Source organism: Corallococcus sp. AB038B, assembly GCF_003668955.1.
Classification (GTDB): Bacteria; Myxococcota; Myxococcia; order Myxococcales; family Myxococcaceae; genus Corallococcus; species Corallococcus exiguus.
In genome coordinates this window covers 340,399-360,181 of record NZ_RAWO01000002.1, presented here as the reverse complement: position 1 = coordinate 360,181, position 19,783 = coordinate 340,399, and the positions used below count along the sequence as shown (strand labels likewise).

Annotated in this window: 7 protein-coding genes; all 7 read right to left on the bottom strand. The window is 71.9% G+C overall.

Annotated features, from left to right (window positions below):
* Positions 1 to 28: 28 nt before the first annotated feature.
* The 7 genes from D7Y04_RS12625 to D7Y04_RS12595 all read right to left on the bottom strand — a co-directional run bounded on the left by D7Y04_RS12625 (position 29) and on the right by D7Y04_RS12595 (position 19,779).
* Complete coding sequence (locus D7Y04_RS12625; RefSeq protein WP_121759486.1) at positions 29 to 7,636, bottom strand: right-handed parallel beta-helix repeat-containing protein; 7,608 nt, start codon at positions 7,634 to 7,636, stop codon at positions 29 to 31.
* Entirely contained in the window at positions 7,633 to 11,274 is a 3,642-nt protein-coding gene (locus D7Y04_RS12620; RefSeq protein ID WP_121759485.1) for a phage tail protein, read from the bottom strand. The genes D7Y04_RS12625 and D7Y04_RS12620 overlap by 4 nt, the downstream gene beginning before the upstream one ends.
* A 382-nt stretch (positions 11,275 to 11,656) precedes the next feature.
* On the bottom strand, positions 11,657 to 14,179 hold the full coding sequence (locus D7Y04_RS12615; protein WP_121759484.1) for a hypothetical protein: 2,523 nt from the start codon (positions 14,177 to 14,179) through the stop codon (positions 11,657 to 11,659).
* Entirely contained in the window at positions 14,176 to 17,943 is a 3,768-nt protein-coding gene (locus tag D7Y04_RS12610; protein ID WP_121759483.1) for a baseplate J/gp47 family protein, read from the bottom strand. Before D7Y04_RS12610 ends, D7Y04_RS12615 begins: the two co-directional genes overlap by 4 nt.
* Positions 17,940 to 18,314, bottom strand: a complete 375-nt coding sequence (locus D7Y04_RS12605) for a GPW/gp25 family protein (protein ID WP_121751450.1) — start codon at positions 18,312 to 18,314, stop codon at positions 17,940 to 17,942. The genes D7Y04_RS12610 and D7Y04_RS12605 overlap by 4 nt, the downstream gene beginning before the upstream one ends.
* The gene (locus D7Y04_RS12600) at positions 18,314 to 19,501 is read right to left on the bottom strand and encodes a phage late control D family protein (RefSeq protein ID WP_121759482.1); all 1,188 of its coding nucleotides are present in this window, start codon (positions 19,499 to 19,501) and stop codon (positions 18,314 to 18,316) included. Before D7Y04_RS12600 ends, D7Y04_RS12605 begins: the two co-directional genes overlap by 1 nt.
* The gene (locus tag D7Y04_RS12595) at positions 19,501 to 19,779 is read right to left on the bottom strand and encodes a LysM domain-containing protein (RefSeq protein WP_120574501.1); all 279 of its coding nucleotides are present in this window, start codon (positions 19,777 to 19,779) and stop codon (positions 19,501 to 19,503) included. The genes D7Y04_RS12600 and D7Y04_RS12595 overlap by 1 nt, the downstream gene beginning before the upstream one ends.
* Between the last annotated feature and the right edge of the window lie 4 nt (positions 19,780 to 19,783).

Here is a 19,783-nt window from a genome sequence, read left to right as displayed (position 1 = left end):
GGTGTCCTCGCGAAAGGGACTTCCAGCGCTACGGGTTGAGCTCCACCACGGCGTCGGCTTCCTGGACGTGCACACCGGAGGTGGTCGCGTTGCCGACGGCCGCCACGCGCGAGCCGCCCAGGATGATGACGGAGTGGGCATACGGATCCGGCGCCGGCTCCGGCGGGAGGGGCCGGATGCCCGCGTCCTGCACCGGGATGGGGCCGGTGGTGCCGCCCGTGTAGAACGAGTCCGCCAGCACCTCGTGCAGCACGGAGACGTTGAGGATGCTCTCCTTCACCGTGGACGCCGCCGAGTCGATGCCGAGCACGCTCTTGTCCACCAGTTGGAGGGCCTTCTTCGGGTCGCCGTCCGCCGCGGTCAGCACGGAGCGCACCTGGCCCTGCACGTCCTCGGGCTTGTCCGCGTGCATCGCGACGCGGTCCACCAGGTCCCGTAGCGCGCTCGTGGGCGAGTCGTCCTTCGTCACCGCGATGCCGTAGAGCGTCCGGGCCGCCATGCTCACGTCCATGGTCGCGGGCAGCTTCGAGCGGACGTCCTGCATCGTCGCGTTGTCCAGCACGCCCTTGGCGGGGACCTCCGCCCGGGCCTGGGGCGGGAGGGGCGTGGGTCGGAGGACGAGCTCCGCGAGCAGCGTGGAGAAGGCATCGCTCGCCACGTCGCGGCGGCGCTGGAGGCCGCCCAGGAGCAGCTCCTGGTCCAGGGGCACGCCCAGGGTGGAGCCTCCGCCCACGGGAATCTGGAGCGTCAGCCTGTCCGAGGGCATCAGCCACTGGGGACGCACCACCGGCGGGGGCGGCGTCACCGTCTCCGCGCCCAGCACCACGTTGCCGGTGAAGGTCACTGGCGCTTTCTCCACGCGCAGGACGACGACGTTCACCGCGTCCAGGCACTGGCACCGGTTGCCGCTGAAGACGGTGGAGTCCGCGCGGCGCAGGTACACCGCGCCCACGCCACCCTCGCTGCGCAGCTCGTTGCCGGACACGGCCGCGGAGATGACCGCGCCGCCGTTGCCCAGCAGGAGCAGCGCGGGGCCTCGCGCGGTGATGTCGTTGCCCTCCACCTGCACGCCCCGCTTCGCCTTCACCACCGGCTTCGGGAGGATGGGGATGGGCCTGACGAGGAAGTCCACCAGCGCGGGCTGCACCAGCGCCGTCGTCGCCGTGAGGTAGCGCGAGGCCGCCGCGCTGGCACTCAGGGTGGGCACGAAGTCCGCGGCTGTCACCGCGAGCGCGCGGTTGAGCACCGGCCCCGCGGCGAACTTCTGCTTCAGCGAACCCAGCTGCACCAGGTCCTCCACGCGGGGCACCGAGGCGAGCGTGGCGATGGAGGACGGCGACGAATTGCCGGCGACCGTGCGGCCATCCGTGCCCGGTTTGGGCACCGGGTCCGTGGCGAGGAAGGGCACGCGCGACAGCTTCGCCACCAGGTCCGGAGGCAGCGTGTCGGTGACGACGAGGACGCCCGCGCCTCCGCCACCACCGCCCGCGTGGCGCACGGTGTTGCCGCGCACCACCGTCTCGCCTCGCCAGTCGATGGCCACCTCGTGGAGCACTGCCTGCGGCAGCGTGTTGCCGCTCTCCAGGAAGACGTTGCCCTTCACCACCAGCTCGCCGGAGCCCACGAAGGAGGCCACCGCCTGGCCCAGGCCGGGCTCGCCCGCGGTGGGCAGGCCCGCGCACGCGAAGAGGTGGTTGTCGGAGACCACCGTCACGGACAGGTCCGGCCGCAGCCGCAGGCCCGACACCGCGCAGCCCTCCAGCCGGTTGCCGTCCACGTCCAGCAGCGAGCCTGGATCCGTGGGCGCCTCCGTCAACAGGTGCCCCGCCGCGCCCAGGGCGGTGATGCCGGTGACGGTGTCGCGCACGGTGTTGTCCGCCAGCCGCACGCGGCCCTGCACGCCGGACACGAAGAGACCGTCCGCGGGCAACGGGAAGGTGTCGAAGACGGGGTCCACCAGGTCGCCGGGGTCCGGCGCCTCGCCGCGCGCCAGTTGCTCCAGCGACTTGCGCAGCATGTCCAGGATGGCGTCCAGCGCCTGCATGCCGGTGACGACGGCGACGAGCGACGCGGAGACCTTGTCGGAGCGCTGGCGCAGGTACTCCTGGAGCCGCGCGACTCGCGATGCGTCGTCCTCGGCGGGGTCCAGGGCCTGCTCCACGGCGCGCAGCAGGACCGCGGCGGCGTCCAGCTCGGCCGTCACCGTGCTGGATCTGACGACGGCCTCCGCGGCGGTGGTCGCGGGCTCGTCCACCAGCAGGTGCAGGGCCTGGCGCGCGGGCACGCCGCCGTTGCCGCTGGTGAGCGCGGTGATGGCGTCGCTCACGCGCTGGAGCGCCAGCGTGCGCAATCTCCCCTGGATGCCCGCGATGTCCAGCACACGGTCGTACTGCGAGAGGTAGAGCTGCAACGAGCCGCTGAGCACCGGCCCTGGCGCCATGCCGCGCACGGCCAGCACCAGCGCGCCCAGGGCGGAGACCCAGCGCTCCAGCGGCTCCGCCTTCGGCGGCACGGGCGGTAGAGGAATGGGCAGCACCTCCAGCGTCTGCACACGGATGCGGTCCAGGAGACTCCGGGCGATGGCCACCTGCTCCATGCGCTTCTGCGGCTGGGCAATGGCGTCGAGCACCGCCTGGTGCGCCTGCAACGAGAGCGCGGACAGCTCCGCGTCGCCGCTCACCAGCTCGCCCAGCTGCCCCACCGCGGTGCCGAAGGCGCGCAGCTGCTTCTCCACCGTGTCGTCGGATTCAGTGACGAGGCCCGCCGCCTGCCGGTCCAGGTTCGTGGCGTACAGGCCAATGGTGGCGGTGATCCCCTGCGCCGCGATGCGCGTGCCGTCCTCCGGCGCGACGTCGGACGGGGGCAGCACGCCGGTGGTGAAGTCCAGCACCTGCTTGAGCGTGGCGCGCATGCGGTCCACCACCGGCTGCATCTTGCCGCCGGTGCGCTCCACGTCGCGGTAGTCCGCCTCCACCTGCGAGGCCAGCGCGGGGTGGAGCTCCTGGAGCTGATCCGTCAGGGCCTCCTTGGACAGGCGCAGCTGCACGAGCACGTCCGTGTTGGCCTTCGCGTCGCGGGTGCCCGGCTGGAGCGGCAGCTGTTGCAGCGCGGCCTGGGCGAAGGTCCCGATAATGGTCTTCTTGGGTCCCACCGCCTGGCCGATGACGGGCTGCCGCGCGCGCTGCGCCTGCGCCTCGCGCAGCTGGGCCACCTGGCTCAACGCCCCCGCCAGCGTGACGATCGCGGTCAGGTCACCCGGCCCGCCCTGCACCCGGGCCAGGGCCTTGAGGAGGAATTCCCTCGTGTCGGAGGGCAGGCCCTGCACCAGCGAGTCGAAGGCGCCCTTGATGCGGTCCGCCGTCGTCGCCACGGCGTCCTTGCCGGACACGGTGGCCAGATCGAACTGCGCCACCATGTCCCACGCCTCCTGGGACAAGGGGTCCGGCGCGGTGAAGCTGGAGGCGCGGCTCAGCGACGAGCGCACCGCGTGCGCGGTCTGGGTGTGGTCGTTGAAGCTCTGGGCGGCGCGCAGCTCCGCGACGTCGTTCTCCAGCGCGGAGAGAATGGAGTCGGGCACGGTCCCCAGGTCCTCCAGCTCCACCACCAGGGTGTCGAGCGGGCCGTACAGGCCCCGGCCAAGCTTCTGGCGTCCGTCCACGTTCGCGCCCGTGTACTGCAACACGATGGAGTACAGGCCCACCACGGCACCGTGCACGTTCGCGCGCTCCGGGCGGACGGTGGAACTCGTGACACTGAGTTGCTGGAGCACCACGGTGATGGGCGGCAGCTTCACCGGGCCCGTCACGGGCGGCGGCTGCGTCGTCGTCACCGGCGCATGCACGCCGTCCACCTCGTTGCCCTCCACGGTGATGCCGGAGCCGGACACCACCGCGATGCCCGCCGCGCGCACCTCCGCGTCCGGGAGTCCGGGCGCGCCGTAGGCCTGCGTACGTCCCACCTGGAGCAGCCGGTTGCCGCGCACCTGCGCCTCGTCCACGCCCGCGAGAACCACCGCGCCCCGGAGCGTCAGCCGCTCCAGCCAGCGCAGCGCCGCGTCCAGGGGGGCGCGCACGCGGGTCGTGGCGTTGGCGAGCAGCGCCTCCACGAGCGGCCGGGGACGGGACTTCGCGTCCGCGCTCAGCACGGCCTCCAGACCCGGGTCCAGGCGGGACAGCGCCAGCGTGTTGTCCTCCTGCGAAGGCACGTCCGCGAGCGCCACCTGTTCGAAACGGTTGTCCTCCACGCGCAGGCGTCCCACCGCGCCGCCCGTGCCCCAGGTGCGCACGGCCGAGTCCCCCAGCGCGCGCACCACGTTGCCCCGGATGCGCACGTCGAACACCGGCTGCGGACCGCCCAGCAGGATGCCGAAGCCCGGCGTGGACTCACCGTCGCCTTCGATGCGGTTGTCCACCACCTCCACGTCCGAGGCGGGACGTCCGTTGGACGCGCCGTCATCCAGGCCATCGCCCACGACGATGCCGGCCACCACGCCCAGCACGGACGCGGCGGGCACGGCCGGCAGGGAGATCCACGACTCGCGCACGCGCAGCGCCCGGCCCGCCAGTTGGATGCCCACCTGGAACAAGCTGTCCGACACGGCGTTGCGGATCTCGTTGCCCACGACGTCCACGCCGTCGCCCGCGACCTGGATGCCCACGGCCGCGGAGCCCAGAATCTGATTCTCCGCCACCACCACGCGGTCCACCGGCCCCGCGAGTCCCCCTTCCGCCAGGTCCTGCACCAGGATGCCCACCTGGAAGCCCTGGACACTGTTGCCGCGCACCTCCACGCCCGCCAGGCGTCCGTCCGCCACGTGGATGCCCGTGGTCGCGTCCCCCAGCGGCTGGAGCCGGTTGTTGGTGATGGCCAGCGCGTCCACGAAGAGGCCCGCGCGCGGGAAGGACGCGAGGAAGCGCTCCGCGAGATACGGGGCATACGGCGCCACCGCGATGCCTGTCGCCGCGCCGATGCGATTCTCGTCGATGACGATGCGCTCGCAGGTGCCCGTCACCAGCACGCCTGTCGCCTCGGAGCCGGCCTGGTTCGCCTGGATGTGGCAGCGGCGCAGCGTCACGCCGCTGGAGTCCGCCAGCGTCACCACGCCGTGCGGCAGCGCCGCCAGCGCGTCGAGCAGCGGCTTTGCTTCCGGCACGTCCTCCAGCGGCTGGCCCGGGTGCTGGCGTTGCAGCTTGCGCAGCTGCACCAGGGTGGCCACCACGGAGCCCGCCGCGCGGCCCTGGCCCGGGACGATGGCCTTGATGCGGTCGACGACCACGTCCACGAAGTCGGCTTCGGCGGACGGGTGCTTCACGTCGTCCTCCTCCAGCACCCGGTCGTCGTCCACCTCCACCAGCGGCACGAAGCGCTGGCCGTTCGACATGGCCACGCTCGTCTTCACCGCCTTCACCACGGGCTGGAGGCCTCCGCCAATCACCACGTCCTCGAAGGGGGCCTCCACCAGCTTGAGGTCCTCGATGCGCACGTCGCCATCCAGGCCGCAGCGGTCCACGAAGAAGGCGCCGCCGGAGCCCTGGGTGCGCAGCTCGGTGGCCTCTCCGTCGCCCAGGAGATGCACGGAGGACAGGTTGCGCAGCAGCACCGGGTGCTCCAGCTTGTAGCGGCCGGCTCGCACGAAGATGGAGCCGCCCTGCCCTCCCATCCGGTCCACCGCCGCCTGGAGCGCCTCGTCGCCGGTGATGCCTTCGAGCAGGTCCTGGTCGACGTCGCCGAAGCTGCGCACGCCGTCGCCCACCACCACCGTGAAGACGCCCGGGCCGATGACGCGCTCGGAGAGTTCCACCAATCTGTCTCGCACCTGGGCGAGCGGCAGGTAGCGCGGGCGCAGGTCCTCGAAGATTCGCGTCGCACCGCCTGTCACTCGCGCCAGTGGCACGCAGTGGTGCACCGGACCTTGCACGGGCGCGTCCGTGAGCTGCTCCACTTCGCCCCGGGCCGCGCCGTCCGCCGCGCGCACTCGCACGGTGAAGGACCAGTATTCGGTCGCGCGCCCTTCCGTGTTGCCGAAGGCCAGCGTGATGCCGTCGTCGAAGCGGTAGCGCGTGTTGGACACCAGCAGGTCGCCGCCGTCCCACCGGCGCACCACCGCGCCCTGCTCCGGGTCGAAGGCCCGGCCCAGCGTGCCTCCCACGGGGAGCGGCACGGGGTCCGTGGTGAGTACGGTGCTCGCGTCCGCCAGCTCCAGCTTGCCCGTGTCCGCCTGGACGCCTCGCAGCCGCCGCAGCACTGGCCGCGACGGTCCTTCGGGCTGGAGCCGGGTGACCCGGTCTTCGATGACGACGAGGTCTCCCGCGCGAAGCTTCGCGGCGCTCGCGGGGGAGACCTGGAGCGTCATCGCATCCGCCGCCGCGGGCGCGGTCAGCGGGAGCACCGTGGAGCCGTTGTCTCGCGACCACAGCACCACCGGCTGCGCGCCGCCCCGGAAGAACTCCACGCGGAAGTGGAGGTTGTCGGAGCCCGTGTAGCCCTCGCCCGTGGAGGCGTTCTCCGTGGACAGGCAGCGGTCTCGACAGGGGTCCAGCGGCTCCGGTGGGAAGCGGTCTGGCAGCGCGCCCTTCGGGATGTTGGTGGTGAGGCGTGCGCCGCTGGTGGGCGTGGGCAGGACCTCCGCGTCGGTGTCAGCCAGACCCTGGAGCGCGCGCACCTGGGTGACGAGCCGCAGGCGCACGGTGGTGTCCTGGCCGTCCAGCGCGGGCTCCTCCAGGAACGCGTCGTCGTACTGGGTGGTGGTCTGCTCCCAGCAGTCGAGGAAGAAGAAGTGGTGCCGCGTGCCGTCCGTGGGCAGCGCCGCCAGCGGATCCGCCTCCGGTAGATCCGGCTGCACGGAGTAACGCAGGTCCTGCTCCAGGAAGATGCGCACGCCGTCGAGCAGCATGCGGCCCGCGCCCGGCAGCGTCCCGTCACCACCCCTTATAATGATATCGGCGCCCAGCGCCGCGTCCTCCACACGCAGCGCGGCCACCCACGTGCGGGCCACGGGCGGCAGGCCCAGCACGCCCCAGGAGCTCAGCTTCGTCGGGTCCACGCCCGCGAACGCGGCGACGGGGAAGCGCACGTCGTTCCAGCCCGTGGGCCGCTGCCCCAGACCGGCGGAGAGGACCGCTTCGTTCCCTTCCGTGTCCGCGACAACCACGCGCAGGTCGATGAACTCATCGTCGGTGAGCGGTCGTTCGAAGCGCAGGCCGATGACGAGCACGGAGGCGATGAAGGTGGTGCTGTCCGAGCGCGGCACTGCCGTGAGATCCAACGGCGCGGGCAGCGTGCGGCGCAGCGCGATGTGGCCCCGGCTGCGCACCACGAACGGCAGCGTCTCCGAGTCGTAGCGGTCCAGGCGCAGCTCGCGCGGGATGATGCGCTCGTCGTCCGCGGGCAGGCCCTGCCCCGTCCAGCCGAGCACGTTGCGGATGGGATCCACCAGGTACGTGTCGACGATGCGGAAGCCGTCGTCGGGCGAGCCCTCGGCGACGTCGGCGGAGCGGCGGCGCGAGTCCACGGTGCGCAGCCGCACCTCCTCGTTCCAGTCAGCGTCGAGGCTCATGCGCCCCATCTGCTGATAGACGCCGGAGAATCGCCGGGCTTCGTCGAAGCGGGACCTGGAGGTGTACGCTTTCACGGTCATGGTCGGCTCATCCGAACGAGGTCGTCCTGGCTGCGGTCGGCGTGGAAGGGCGTGATGCCAATGGGCATGCTGTCGTCGGTGCGCGCGGAGAGTTCGCGCTCGTGGTCAGAGCGCTCGTCGTGGGCACCGGGGACTCCGCCGCGCTCGGAGGCGTGGAGCGCTTCGGGGCCGTTGTTGTCGCCCAGGACGAGGTAGCCCGGGTCCGTCTGGCGGTTCGACTGGAAGGACACGGTGTGCACCCGCGACTGGTGCGACACCGGAGGCTGTCCGCCGCGCGCGAAGAGGCTGTAGCGCAGCCAGCCCAGGTCCGGCCGGTCCGTGCGCACCTCGCCCGCGAAGGCGCAGGAGGAAGCCTCCAGCACACCCGCTTCCGTGGCCCCGAGCACCGTGCAGTGCCGCAGTCGCACGGTCGCGCCCGCCGCTCGGATGGCGACGGCGTCGCGGTCTCCGGCGTCGAAGGTGCAGCCCGCGGCGATGAGGTGCACCCAGGGCGGCAGCTCGATGACGCCCACCATGCAGCCGTAGAGGCGCAGCTCCACGTCGGCGGGAGGCAGCGAACGCCGCGCGCTGATGTCCTGGTGCCCACCGCCCGGCATCCACACGCCCACCTGTCCGGGCGCGCCCAGGTTGCACCAGCGCAGATCCGCCTGCCCCCGAGCGAGCACCAGGTCCAGCCGCCCCGCGAGCCACAAGCCCGCGAGCCACACGCGCGTGGCCGCGCTGCCTCCGAAGCCCGGGTAGAGCGCCAGCGAGAGGCCGTGCTCGTCCGCGCCGATGCATGGCGCCGCGCCCGTGTCCGCGGCGAAGAGGGACAGCCCGTTGTCCAGGCCCTGTGACAGACGCTCCGGAGCAAGACGCGGCGAACCGATGAGGCCCAGCACCGGAGGTGCTCCGGCTTGGAGTCCATCCGCGACGGTGGCGACGATGGGCCGCTCCTGGCCTCCGGCCGCCAGCACTCCGCCCGCGCGCTCCGGGGAGATCCACGCGGTGACAGGAAGGCCGGTGCCGGAGCGGTCGCCAGGACGGTCCGGCGGATCGATGAACGGGAAGTCCGGCTCCGCCCACGCGGCGGGCGGACGGCGGTCCGGAGGAAGCAGCCCCGCTCCCAATGAGGCGCCCCGCCCTACCCGCGCGGAGACGGTGACACGGCCCACGGGTGCGTCGTCCTGGATCACGACGCGGCCCAGGCGTGGATCCACCGCGACGATGCCGGAGGCGATGCTCGGAGCGAGCTTCGTCCACGGGCCCAGGCTTCGCTGGCGCAGCTGGAACGGGTGGCGACTCAGCCGTCCGGGCACCGAATAGCGCCGCGCACCGCCGGCCACGGAAGCATCCCTCGAGTGGTACGCACCGCCGGGCCGGGAATCGAGCGGGAGCGGCTGGCCCTCGCGAGGTTCGATGAACGCGGCGCCGTCGTTGGCGACGTTGAAGCGCAGGAGTTCATCCGGGAGCAGGGCCAGCTCTGGCAGGAAGGCCAGGTAGCCGCGACCGCCCAGTGAGAAGACGATCTCCGACGCGGGCAGCGGCGCCGGATCCGTGAGGAGCACGCGCCCATCGACGTAGAGCGCTTCGCCCGGAACCGGCGGGTTCGTGCCCGAGGCCTCCAGCAGTCCGGCGACCCAGGCATCCTCGCCTGCCTTCAGCGTCATCCGTTGAGGACGCGTCGTGTCCGCCCAGACGAGCGCCTCCACGCCGTCGGCGGTGGTGGTTGCCACGAGCGTGCCTGGCAGGTTCGCGGTGATGGGCAGTGGGGCCAGGGGGCGCCAGACAGGGCTCGCGGAGGCCGGGTCACAGAGCATCACCGGCACGGCCAGTTCTCCCGTCACGGCCTCGCCGCCCACGAGCATCAGTCCTTGCGCCGTGCTCAGCAGCGTCGCGGCCTTGCGCTCCTGGCGGTTGCGCACTGCATGGGGCCGCCACGGTCCGCCCGTGACCGGCAGCGACCAGAGGTCTCCAGTGGGCGCGCCGCCCAGGTCACCGCCGAAGACGAAGAGCCGGCCGCCGCGCACGCACAGGCTGGGAGCCAGTCGCGCCGAGGGCTGCCGTGGGCTCGCGGTGTCCAACCGCGTCCCCGTCGGAGTCGCGGTGTCCAGGCCCGTCACCGACCACACGCCCAGCTTCCCCGTGCCGTCCGGCGCCACCAGCAACAGTGAGTCACCAGCAATGGCCAGGGACATGCCTGGACCGTCTGGAGGCAACGCGCCGATGAGCTCCGTCACCTGCCAGGGCGCGCCGTCAGCGCTCGCGTCGAAGCGGGCAAGGCGCAGGCTGCCATCCGCGAGGTGTTGCTCGATGCGAGCGACCCACGGCGCACCGGCCAGATCCACGCGGATGGCGTTGCTGCGAGGAGGCCCCTGGCGAAGCCCCACGGTGAGGGTGCGCCACGTGCCGTCCGCGTCGCGCAGGCGCGGATCACCGCTCACCCGTTCAACGAGCAACGCCGCCGTGGTGCCACCCAGGAGCTGGTTCGCTTCCGGCGTGACGGTGACGGCATTCAGTGCGTCCGCCACAAGCTCGGTGGACAGGAGCACCGTGTCCGAGTTCTCACGCGCGGCCAGCAGCGTCAGTCGCCATGTGTCTCCGGGCGAAGGCCTGCCCCGGTCCGCGAAGCGCAGCGTGGGCGAGGGCCCCACGGGCGCGGTGGGCAGCGGCCCGCGCAGGAGTGGCAGGGCTTCCGGTCCCACCAGCGGAATGCCGTCGACGGAGACGGTGATGGCATCCGCGCGTTCAGCGGCGTCGGCGTCCTCGGCCAGCGAGGTAGGGGTGAGCAGCATCGCCGCCGTGCGTCCCGTGACGAGCGACGGAGGCGCGGGCTCATGGCGAGCGGTGAGGCCTCCCGTGAGGTCCGCGCGCTCCAGGGGCTTGAGCCACACCAGGGGAGCATCGCGGTCGAGTGGATCCACGCGAAAGCCCCGGTAGCCGTTGGGCAGCGTGAGCACGGTGGCCGGGGTGACTTCCTCCAACTCCACGGGCGTCAGGCGCGCGGTGCGGATGAGGGCGACATCCGGACGTGCCCAGCCCAGCAGGTCCAGCGTGCGCGGAGTCGCGGCAACACGGCCTGCGTCCGCGCTCCCCAGTCGGCGCAAAGCCTGGTCCAGCGTCTCGCCGGGCGCGACGCCAATGAAGAGGCCACGCTCCGGGACACCGTCGCGGGGACGCTCGATGCCAGGCGAGCGGCGGGTGAGCGGATCCGCGAGGCCGATGGGATCCCACATCACCGCGCTGCGGCCGCGCCAGGGCAGCAGGTCGTTGAGGTCCTGGGTCTCCAGCAGCGAACGGAAGGACTCGTCCACTTCCGCGTCCCAGAGGCTGGTGACGGAGAGCACCTCCTCCAGCGACGCGAGCGTGCCCTTCCGTCGTCGCCACGCCACCGCGCGAGCCACCACTCCGCGCTGCACGCGAGGGTTGTCGGTGATCAGCCGTGCGCCCATCAACTCCGCGAGCAACGGCAGCGCCTGCGGGCCTGCACGCTCCACGAAATGATCATCCCAGAGTTGATCCACTGCGCGCGCGAACGCATCCAGCTCCATGCCCAGCACGGCGAGCAGCTTGAGGAGCGGCTGATCCGCGAGCGTGGAGTCCCGCGCCGGGTAGAGCCCCGGAAGGAGCTGGATCAGCCGCTGAGAAGGAGGGCTCATGGGGCCTGCCCCTCCACGACCGGAAGCGTCGCGGCCACGCTGTAACGCGCCGCACCAAGCGCCCGAACATCAATGCCGTGCACCTTCCGCCCGACACGGTCCCAACCTGTCCGACTGTCGGACAGGTTTCCGCAGCTCGGCAGGAGCAGAGGTCCCCCGCCTGCGTCCTCAAAACCTGTCCGACTGTCGGACAGGTTTCCGCAGCTCGGCGGGCGCTGAGGTCCCCGACCTGGGTCCTTCAATCCTGTCCGGCTGTCGGACAGGTTCATGCGGTGCGCCGCAGCCGGGAGTCCCCGCAGGGTTCCCTCTTTCTCAGCCACGGAGACTGACCCCATGTCCGCAGACGTGGGGCGGGGGCCGGTCGGGCGCGTCGAGGCGGGGCTCATAGGTCCTGGGCCTCCTCGTAGGTGAGCGCGACGCCATCGCTTTCTCCGGACGGCGGGGCCCACGCGAGCAGCTCGCCGGGCGCGGTGACGATGCGCTCGAAGAGGGCTGGCGGCGTGCCTTCGCGATGCAGCCGCTGCACCACCACCGAGCGCAGGCCCGTGATCTCCGCGAGCGCGCCGTACACGTCCGACAGCTGCAGATCCTGTCCCAGCTCCACGCGATCCGGATCCAGCAGACCAGGCTCACGATCCGGGTCGCGGTCCACGCCCAGCCGCAGGCGCGTCTCTTGAAGCACCGCGACCGGATCCGCGCCCTTCACCACGCGCAGCAGCACCCGCAGCCGCACTTCCACGCGCTGCCGATTGATCAGGTTCAGCTCCACCTTCGGCGCAACCCGTGCCGCCAGATGCGCGTGGAGTGCTTCCAGATCGGCTGCGCCCAGGGCTGCTCCTTCCGGCCCGGCCACCACCACCTTCAACGAACGGCGGCGCACGCCATCCCGGAACACGTTCGCGCGGTGCACGCCGTCGAACACCAACGTCAGCGCCTGCACGTCCGAGAGCGACACGGCGCGGTCCATCGCGCCCACCGTGGCGGGCCCTCGCACGCGCGCCAACTCCGGTGCCTCCGGATCCGTTCCTCCGGCCAGCGGCAGCGGGTTGAACGTCTTCTCCACGCAGGGATGCGGGCTCGCCATCGCCAGCAGCCGCAGCGCGGCCCGGTTGCCTCCCGTCCCTCTGCCCACGCGGTAGCGGACCCGCACCTCCGCGCCCAGGGGCAACGCAGAACCGTGGTCCCCTTCTCCGAAGCGCAGCCGCGCGGCCCCGGCCGGCAGCGACTCCACCGCGAAGGCCAGCTCATCCGGCGCCGCGTCCAACAACGAATCCACCGGATGCCACGCGAGTCCCCCCACCGTCAGGGATACCTCCGGCCGGCGGCCTCCCGCGCGGCTCGGGTCGCGCAACCAGGTCACCGGCCCGTGCAGCAGTGACACCGTGCGCAGATCCAGCGCGGGCACGGCGACCTCCTCCACCGTGGAGCCCTCGCTGACGAGCGTGTTGTTTCCCAGCAGCACCACGCCGTCCAACGCGTACGCGCGCGACAGCGGTGGCTGGAACGTCACCTGCGTCATCGGCGTTCGCTGACCGGGCGGAACCTCCGTGCGGACCCGCAGCACTCGCAGCGCTTCGCGGTAGATCCGCTCCGTGCCCTTCGCTCCTCCGGGGCCCAGGCGCTCCACGTCCTCGGCCAGCACGAACCAGTCTCCTGGCCGCACCGGCGGATCCTGAGAGGTGAGCCCGGAAGCATCCGTCAGTGGCAGCAGGTAGAGCGTGTCCGTTCCGGATGCCGCCACGCCCAACGGCCGGGCCACTCCCGCCTCCGCGCCGAAGGCCTGGTCCGCCCGGTTCAGCGCCTCACTGCCCTTGAGGATGACGAGTTGATCCCGCGCCTCCTGGATGAGGCTGTTCACGAAGGCATCCAGGAACGTGACCATCTTGTCCAACCGGACCGCGTGCACGGTCGGGTCCTCGTCCGCGCACGGGGCCAGCGCCTCCTCCAACGCGGCCAGTGCGTCCGCCTGCCGCTTCTGCAAGTTGCGGAGCTGGCGGGCGAGGATCTCCTGCGACTCGGACAACGCGCCCACGGGACGGCCGGGCGGAGGCACCGCCTGCGCCACGACCTTCTGGGCCTCGCACAGTTGTTCGCAGAGCGCGTCCAGAGTGCTCTTGCACGCCGCATCCCCGCCCAGGTCCAACGTCTTCATCAACGACGCCAGCTTGCGAGCATCCTGCTTCGCTCGAGCCACCTGCCGTTCCTCCAACGGGCCGTGGCGCTGCACCTCGATGCGATCCTGAAGCCCCGCGACCACCGAGCCGGGCCCGAAGATGCCGCCCGTGGGGGCCGGAGCCCCGGGCTCACCCGCCTCGCCGGAAGGCGCACCGGTCCCACCACCCGTCCCCGTGCTTCCACCTGTTCCCGTTCCCCCACCTGTCTCCGTCCCCGTCCCGGTTCCAGCTCCTGTCCCCACTCCAACCAGAGGAGGCAGGAACGCGCGCAGCTCGTTGAGCTCCGGAAGCAGGCGCAGCGCCGCGAGCGTCTCGAACACAGCGGCGGTCTCTTCCCCCTCCGCCGCTGAATTCACCGCCGTTCCCGGCGACAGCGTGCCGCGCACGTTCGCCTTGCAGCGGAAGTGCTGGAGCCCCACCGCCGCGGTGCCCGGGCTCGGCCGATAACCAATGTGCCCGAGCAGCTTGGAGACGGAGTCCTCCAGCCGCGCGGTGGCGAGGAAGCTCTCCTCCGCCCACGCCTGCTGATACGTCCACAGCACGTGCAGCGCGAGCGCCACGCTGTCCAGCAGCCCCCGCCCCAGGTCCACCGAGGAGGGCGCCGCGTACGCGAGCGGATTCCACGTGGGCGCTTCGTCCAGCCGGGTGAAGACGATGCGCGCCGACTCGCCCAGCCGGGTGCGGAGCTGCTCATGCGTCAGCGCCTGGTGCGTGGAGGGAACGCGGCTCATCGCAGTCCTCCGCACACCTGCACGGTGAGGACGCCTTCAGACCCCGGCCAGTAACCACCCCGAGCAGTGGCCACCTCGTCGGGTCCAATGGGAATGACGCCCGCCTCCAGCCGCTCCTGCGCTTGAGGCTCCAGCCGGCGGAAGCGCTTCACCCGCACCGCCGTCACGCCCGGGACGCGCAGCACCGCCTGGTACAGGTCCGCGAGCTGCACGTCGCCGTTCAGGCCAGAGCGGTCCGGATCCAACAGGCCGCCGTCCCCCGCGATGGCGCCCACCACCGCGCCGCGCACCTGGTCGGCCTGCGCATACGGCGCGGCATCCACCTCCAGGTCCAAGTCGAGCGGCACCCATTTGGGCGGCAGCGCTTCCACGTCCACGCCCAGCAGGCGTATTTCCTCCAGGCGACTGCGCACCCCCGCCCATCGGCGCAGCAGCTCGTCGCGGTCGAGCGTGTCCTCGTCGCGCAGCAACACCGTCACGCGGATGACCGTGCGCAGGTCCCGGTCCACGGCGCGCGCCGAAGCTCCCGCAACCTCCGGCAGCTGCTGGAGCATCCGCACATAGTCGTCGACCGTGACGGCGGACAGCGGCTGCGACACGCCCGCCGGCGCACGGTAGCGAATGGAGTCGAGCGACTCCGCGTCGCGTCCCTCCACCGCGGGCAGCGGATTGTCCACGCGCACCAACGCGCGCAAGTCGTCCATCGATTGGGCCAGCAGCTCGCCCGCGGACGCGGAGCGCTGCGGATCCAACGGCACCTGGAGCAACCGCGTGAGCACGCCCTCCCCCACGTTGGCCACCGTCCCCAGCCCCACGCGCAGCGACAGTCCCAGCGCCGTCTCCCGGGGCGGAAGCAAGGCGCCGTTGACGCCGTCGCCCCAGCGCAGGCTGGCACCACCCGTGGGGGTCGCACGCAGCACGAACACCTCATCCCCCGGCCCCTGGACGGACAGGTCGTCCACCAGTGTCCAGGGGTCATCCTCCACGCTCACCTGGAGCTGGGGCGTCCCGCGCCGCGACGTCTCCTCCGGCAGTGGATACCCGGAGGCCTGGACGCTGACTGGATGGAACGGCAGGGCGAACTCGCGCTCCTCGCTGCCGTCCACGACCGGGGACAGCAACGCGCGCCACTGCGCGAGGCTGCGCGCGAAGGGCTCCGCCGAGTCCGCCTCGAAGCCCTCTGGAAGCGGCGTCACCGGTAGTCCGTGATGCGCGGGTATCACGTTGCCCAGAACCGTCGCGCGAGGCCCGGGTGCGGGGTCTCCCGGCGCCAGGAACACCTCCGGCGCGAACCTGCGGGGATCCCACCCGACAAAGGTCGTATCGGTGGCGAGCGCCACGGAGGTCACTCGCACCACGTGCCCGCTCTCGCCGCGGCCCCGGTAGAGGATCAGCCAACGGCCGGGCTCCAGCTCCGGGTACAGACCCGCGAGCGTGGCGCCCGTGTCCCCCAACTGCACGGACTCCGCGAGCGTCACGATCTCCAGCCGGGGGAAGTACGACAGGGGCGACTCAGTGACGAACACCAGCGAGTGCTCGTCCGTGGAGACATTCGCCACCAGCGTTTCAGCGGGAATCTCCAGCACGCCGCCACCGGTGAGGAACTCCAGCGCGGTGGTGCCGGGCGGAAGTACCGACAGGTTCAGTTCCTCCAGCCGCGCCTTCACCAACGCCGCGAGCGCCTCCGGATCCAATCGGAACCGCAGCATCACCGTGGCGGAGAGCCCCGGATCCGGCACGTAATCCAGTCCGCGCGCGTGGTCCTCCACGGAGCGCCGCAACCGGGCCTCCTCCAGGAAGCCCTCCACCACCGCGCGCTCCTGCTGGTACGCCAGCGAGTCCAGCTGCGCGGCCACGGCCTCCAGCAACATGGTCGTGAAGTCCGCGGGCCCCCGGTCCTCCCACGGCGACATCACCGTGCGAGCCCGCTCCAGCATCACCGCCAGCAACGACTGCGCATCGCGAGCCTGGTAGTCCACCAGCGCGCCAGGCGCCGGACGCTCCGGGGCCGCGAGCCACGGGCGCGGCTGCGGATCCCTCACGTCACAGCCCGGCACGACGTCCGGAGCCCACGCGCCAATGAATGGCGGCGGGTCGCGAGGACCATCGCCCGGAACCGGCACGGCCGCCCGCGAGATGGCAGCATCCGGAACCAGCCGCAGGTCCACGGTCTCCGGGGGCGGCAGGCCGCCAGTGAGCAACACCGGAGGAATCTCCGGAGTCCCCGGCGTCCGATACGGCAGTGGCCCCACCTCCAGGAACGGCGGGGCCGCGCCCTGAGCGAACAGCGCGGGAGAGGCGGACAGCTCCGCGTCCGGCTCCAGCACGAACGGCGCGCCCACGATGGCCGTGAAGAGCGAGTCGTAGGCGCGAATCTCCCCGGGCCCCAGCTGCAGCCCATGCGCATGCCGGTGCCAGGTGAGCTGCGCGAGCAACAGCTGTTCCGCCTGGAGCCAGCCCGCGTGCACCGACGTCCAGGCCTCGGTGCGTCGCACCAGCGCCGTGCGCAGTCCGCCCTCCAGTTGCAACGCGGTGCCGGTGATGACGAAGAGGGAGCAGTCCTCGACGGCGATCTCCCCCGGCGTGCCCACGTCCAGCACCGGCTCCAGGCCACCCAGCGGCGCGGCCACGTGCAGGCCCACGACGTCCGCATCGGTGGGAAACGCAGGCAGCGTCAGCGGCCCCACGACCGAAGCAGACAGTGCATCCAACGCGGCGATGAGCCAGTCCGACCAGGACGCCTCGGGCTGCGCGGACACCGGAACAGGCGCCGCTGACACACGGCTCACCTCCACGTCACGAACCACCACCGGCTCCAGCGAGGGTCCCCCCAGCACCCGCATGCCCGTGGCGCGTGTTCCGGCGGAGACATCCTCCACCTGGCCCATGGCCACTTCGATGCTCCGCCCACCCAATGCGAGCACGCCCATCGGGAACCCGCCCTGTACCCGCTGCACGGTGAAGCCACGCACCTGGAGCACGCCCGCCGAGGCCACCAAGAGCCCGATGCTCCACTGCACCCCGAACGCATCCACCTCGCTCACGGACACGTCCACCATGGACAGGCCCTCGCCCTCCTCCCGAGCCACCAGCACCCGCGCTCCGGTCGCGTTCGGCCCGGAGACCTGCGACACCGTGAGCCCGGACAGGTCCGCTCGGGTGAAGCCCGCAAGCTCCAGGCCCACGCCCGTCTCCATGCCCATGACGTTGCGCACCGCCACGTCCGCCCACTGCGAACGTTGGCAGACCGCGCGCACGCCGAAGGCATCCCCCACCGTGGCCCTCACGCCGTCCACGGACAGCCCCGTGACGCGGGCCTCCGTCGCCAGCAACCGGAGCCCTGTCGCCACCTCGCCCCTCGCCTGCGTCACCGTGAGCGAGTCGATGGCCACCTCGCCGTCCGGCGTCTCCACGCTCAGCGCCGCGCAATCCCCGGACGCCGTGGCGCTCACCGTGACGTCCGACACCTCCACCCGCGCCCCCAGGAGGACCAGCCCGGCGTCCACAGCCACCACCGTCACGCCCGACAATCCGGTGACGAGCCCCGTGACTTCGAGCGTCCCGCCGTCGAGCTTCAGCGTCACGCCCGGACCGCCCGTGAGCCGCAGCGCGTGCGCGGGCGTGCCGATGACGAAGTTCGTGGTGAGCACGCCCTCGCCCACGGGCAGCACCCACTCCACCTCGCCCGGCGGAGTGGTCTCCAACGCGGCCTGTGCCTCCGCGAGCGACGCCTCCAGCGGCAGTGTCAGGACCCGTGCGCTCACGGCGGCGCCTCCAGGTCCCGGCGGAACAGCTCCGCGTGTTCCTCGCCCGTCGCCAGCAGCGTGTAGAGGATGTCCACGTAGAGTGTGGCGTCCTCGGCGCTCACCTTCACTGCGTCCAGGCGCACCTGGTCGCGCATGAACTCCTGCACGTTGAGGCGGATGATGTACTCGGCCGTGGCGGCGGCCTCCGGGCTCGCGGCGCCGAACACCATTCGCTGCACGCCGCATCCGAAGCGCGGCCGGTTCACCCGCTCCCCGGGCAGCGTGAAGAGCAACTGCTCCAACTGCTGGCGGATGACCTGCGAGGGACCCACCGTGCGCGGAGTGCCCAGGTCTCCCAGCTGGAAGGGGAAGTTCAGGCCGCGCCCCATCACGCAACCCCGTTGAGCGCGTCGCGCGCCAGGTCCACATCCACTTCGTAGCGGGCCAGCGCCTCCGCCCACACCCAGCGGTGCCGGGCGCCGCGCACGTACCAGGTGCCATCCATCAGCTTGCCCGCCCCCACGATCCCTACCGGACGCCGGGCGCGAAGGATGCGCTCGTAGCGCAGGCCCTGCACCGTGCCGTTCGCCTCCGCGAGCCAGTCCGCCTCGCGGTAGTCCGACCACGCCAGGTTCTCCACCTCCGGCACGTCGTGCGGCACGTCCACGTACTGCAGGCCCACTGCCTTCGTCTGGGGCCGCTTCGGCAGCACCGCCGCCATGCGCGCCTTCAGGATGTCCGCTCGGCTCGTGGGCCCCATGCGCGGGAAGCGAGGCGCCGTCACCGTGGCGGAGCGGATCCGCCGCGTCCGCTCGTCGATGTGCTCGCCATGCAGCTCCGTGGGGCGGTGGCTCTCCCAGCGCGCCTTGAGCTCAATGACGGTCGGCGTGGAGCGAGGAATGAGCGACAGGTCCGGCTGCTTCGGACCATTTGGCCGGGGCAGGTGGAAGTGGCCCACGCTCTCCGGCGCCGCGTTGGCGCCCGCGCCCACCGGCCCCTGCTTGCGCTCCACGAAGACCTCGAAGCCGTTGCGCCGCGCGAGCCACCGGAGGAGCGACGCATCCGTTCCGCGCTGGAGCACCACCGCCCGCGCCGGGTCGCGCACGGGCGCCGTCTCCTGCACGTCCAGCGCGAAGCCGTATTCACCGTACAGCTGCCGCACGATGCCCGCGTCGGACAGCCCGCTGAACGAGCGCGTGCGCTCCTCCAGGTGCATCAGGCACGACGCGTCCAGCCCGTACACCTCCAGCGACGAGTCCGGCATGCGCGAGGGGCCGAAGTACGGCTCCACCGCGGTGATGTAGCCGTCGAACACCACCTCCTGCACGTCCGGCGCCTCGCTGTCCGGAGCGCCCAGCCCGAAACTGATGGTGACGCGCTTGAGCAGCGCGAAGCGCCCGTCCGCCAGCGCGTCCCAGTCCCCCGAGTCCGTGGGCGCCATGTCCAGGGACAGGTGGAAGGAGGACGCGTCGTCGGTGCGCTCGTCCACCTCCAGACGCGACACCCGGCCGCGGGCGTCCGTCATGGGCTGCCCGTCGATCCACAGCTGGAGGAACGCCGCGCGCTGATCCGCCATCAGGGCTTCTCCGGGATGAACAGCACCGTTCCCGGCTCCAGGAGCGCCTCGGGCTCGAAGGTGGGGTTGGCGTCCACGATGCGCCACGCCTGATACGGGTCGCTGAAGTAGCGCTGCGCGAGCAGGTCCAACCGGTCCCCCGCCACCACCTTGTGCAACAGGGACGTGGGCACGCTCGGCGCCACGCGGGGCACGTACAGCGACACCGTGGCGCCCTCCGGCCCCAGCGGCACCGCGTACGTCGGCAGGTCCTTGTGTCGCGAGGAAGGGTCGCTCATGGCC

Bases quoted from the DNA above. Each gene is read 5' to 3' on its own strand.
- D7Y04_RS12615 (WP_121759484.1), bottom strand. From the start codon at position 14,179: ATGAGCCGCGTTCCCTCCACGCACCAGGCGCTGACGCATGAGCAGCTC.
- D7Y04_RS12600 (WP_121759482.1), bottom strand. From the start codon at position 19,501: ATGGCGGATCAGCGCGCGGCGTTCCTCCAGCTGTGGATCGACGGGCAG.
- D7Y04_RS12605 (WP_121751450.1), bottom strand. From the start codon at position 18,314: ATGGGGCGCGGCCTGAACTTCCCCTTCCAGCTGGGAGACCTGGGCACT.
- D7Y04_RS12595 (WP_120574501.1), bottom strand. From the start codon at position 19,779: ATGAGCGACCCTTCCTCGCGACACAAGGACCTGCCGACGTACGCGGTG.
- D7Y04_RS12620 (WP_121759485.1), bottom strand. From the start codon at position 11,274: ATGAGCCCTCCTTCTCAGCGGCTGATCCAGCTCCTTCCGGGGCTCTAC.
- D7Y04_RS12625 (WP_121759486.1), bottom strand. From the start codon at position 7,636: ATGACCGTGAAAGCGTACACCTCCAGGTCCCGCTTCGACGAAGCCCGG.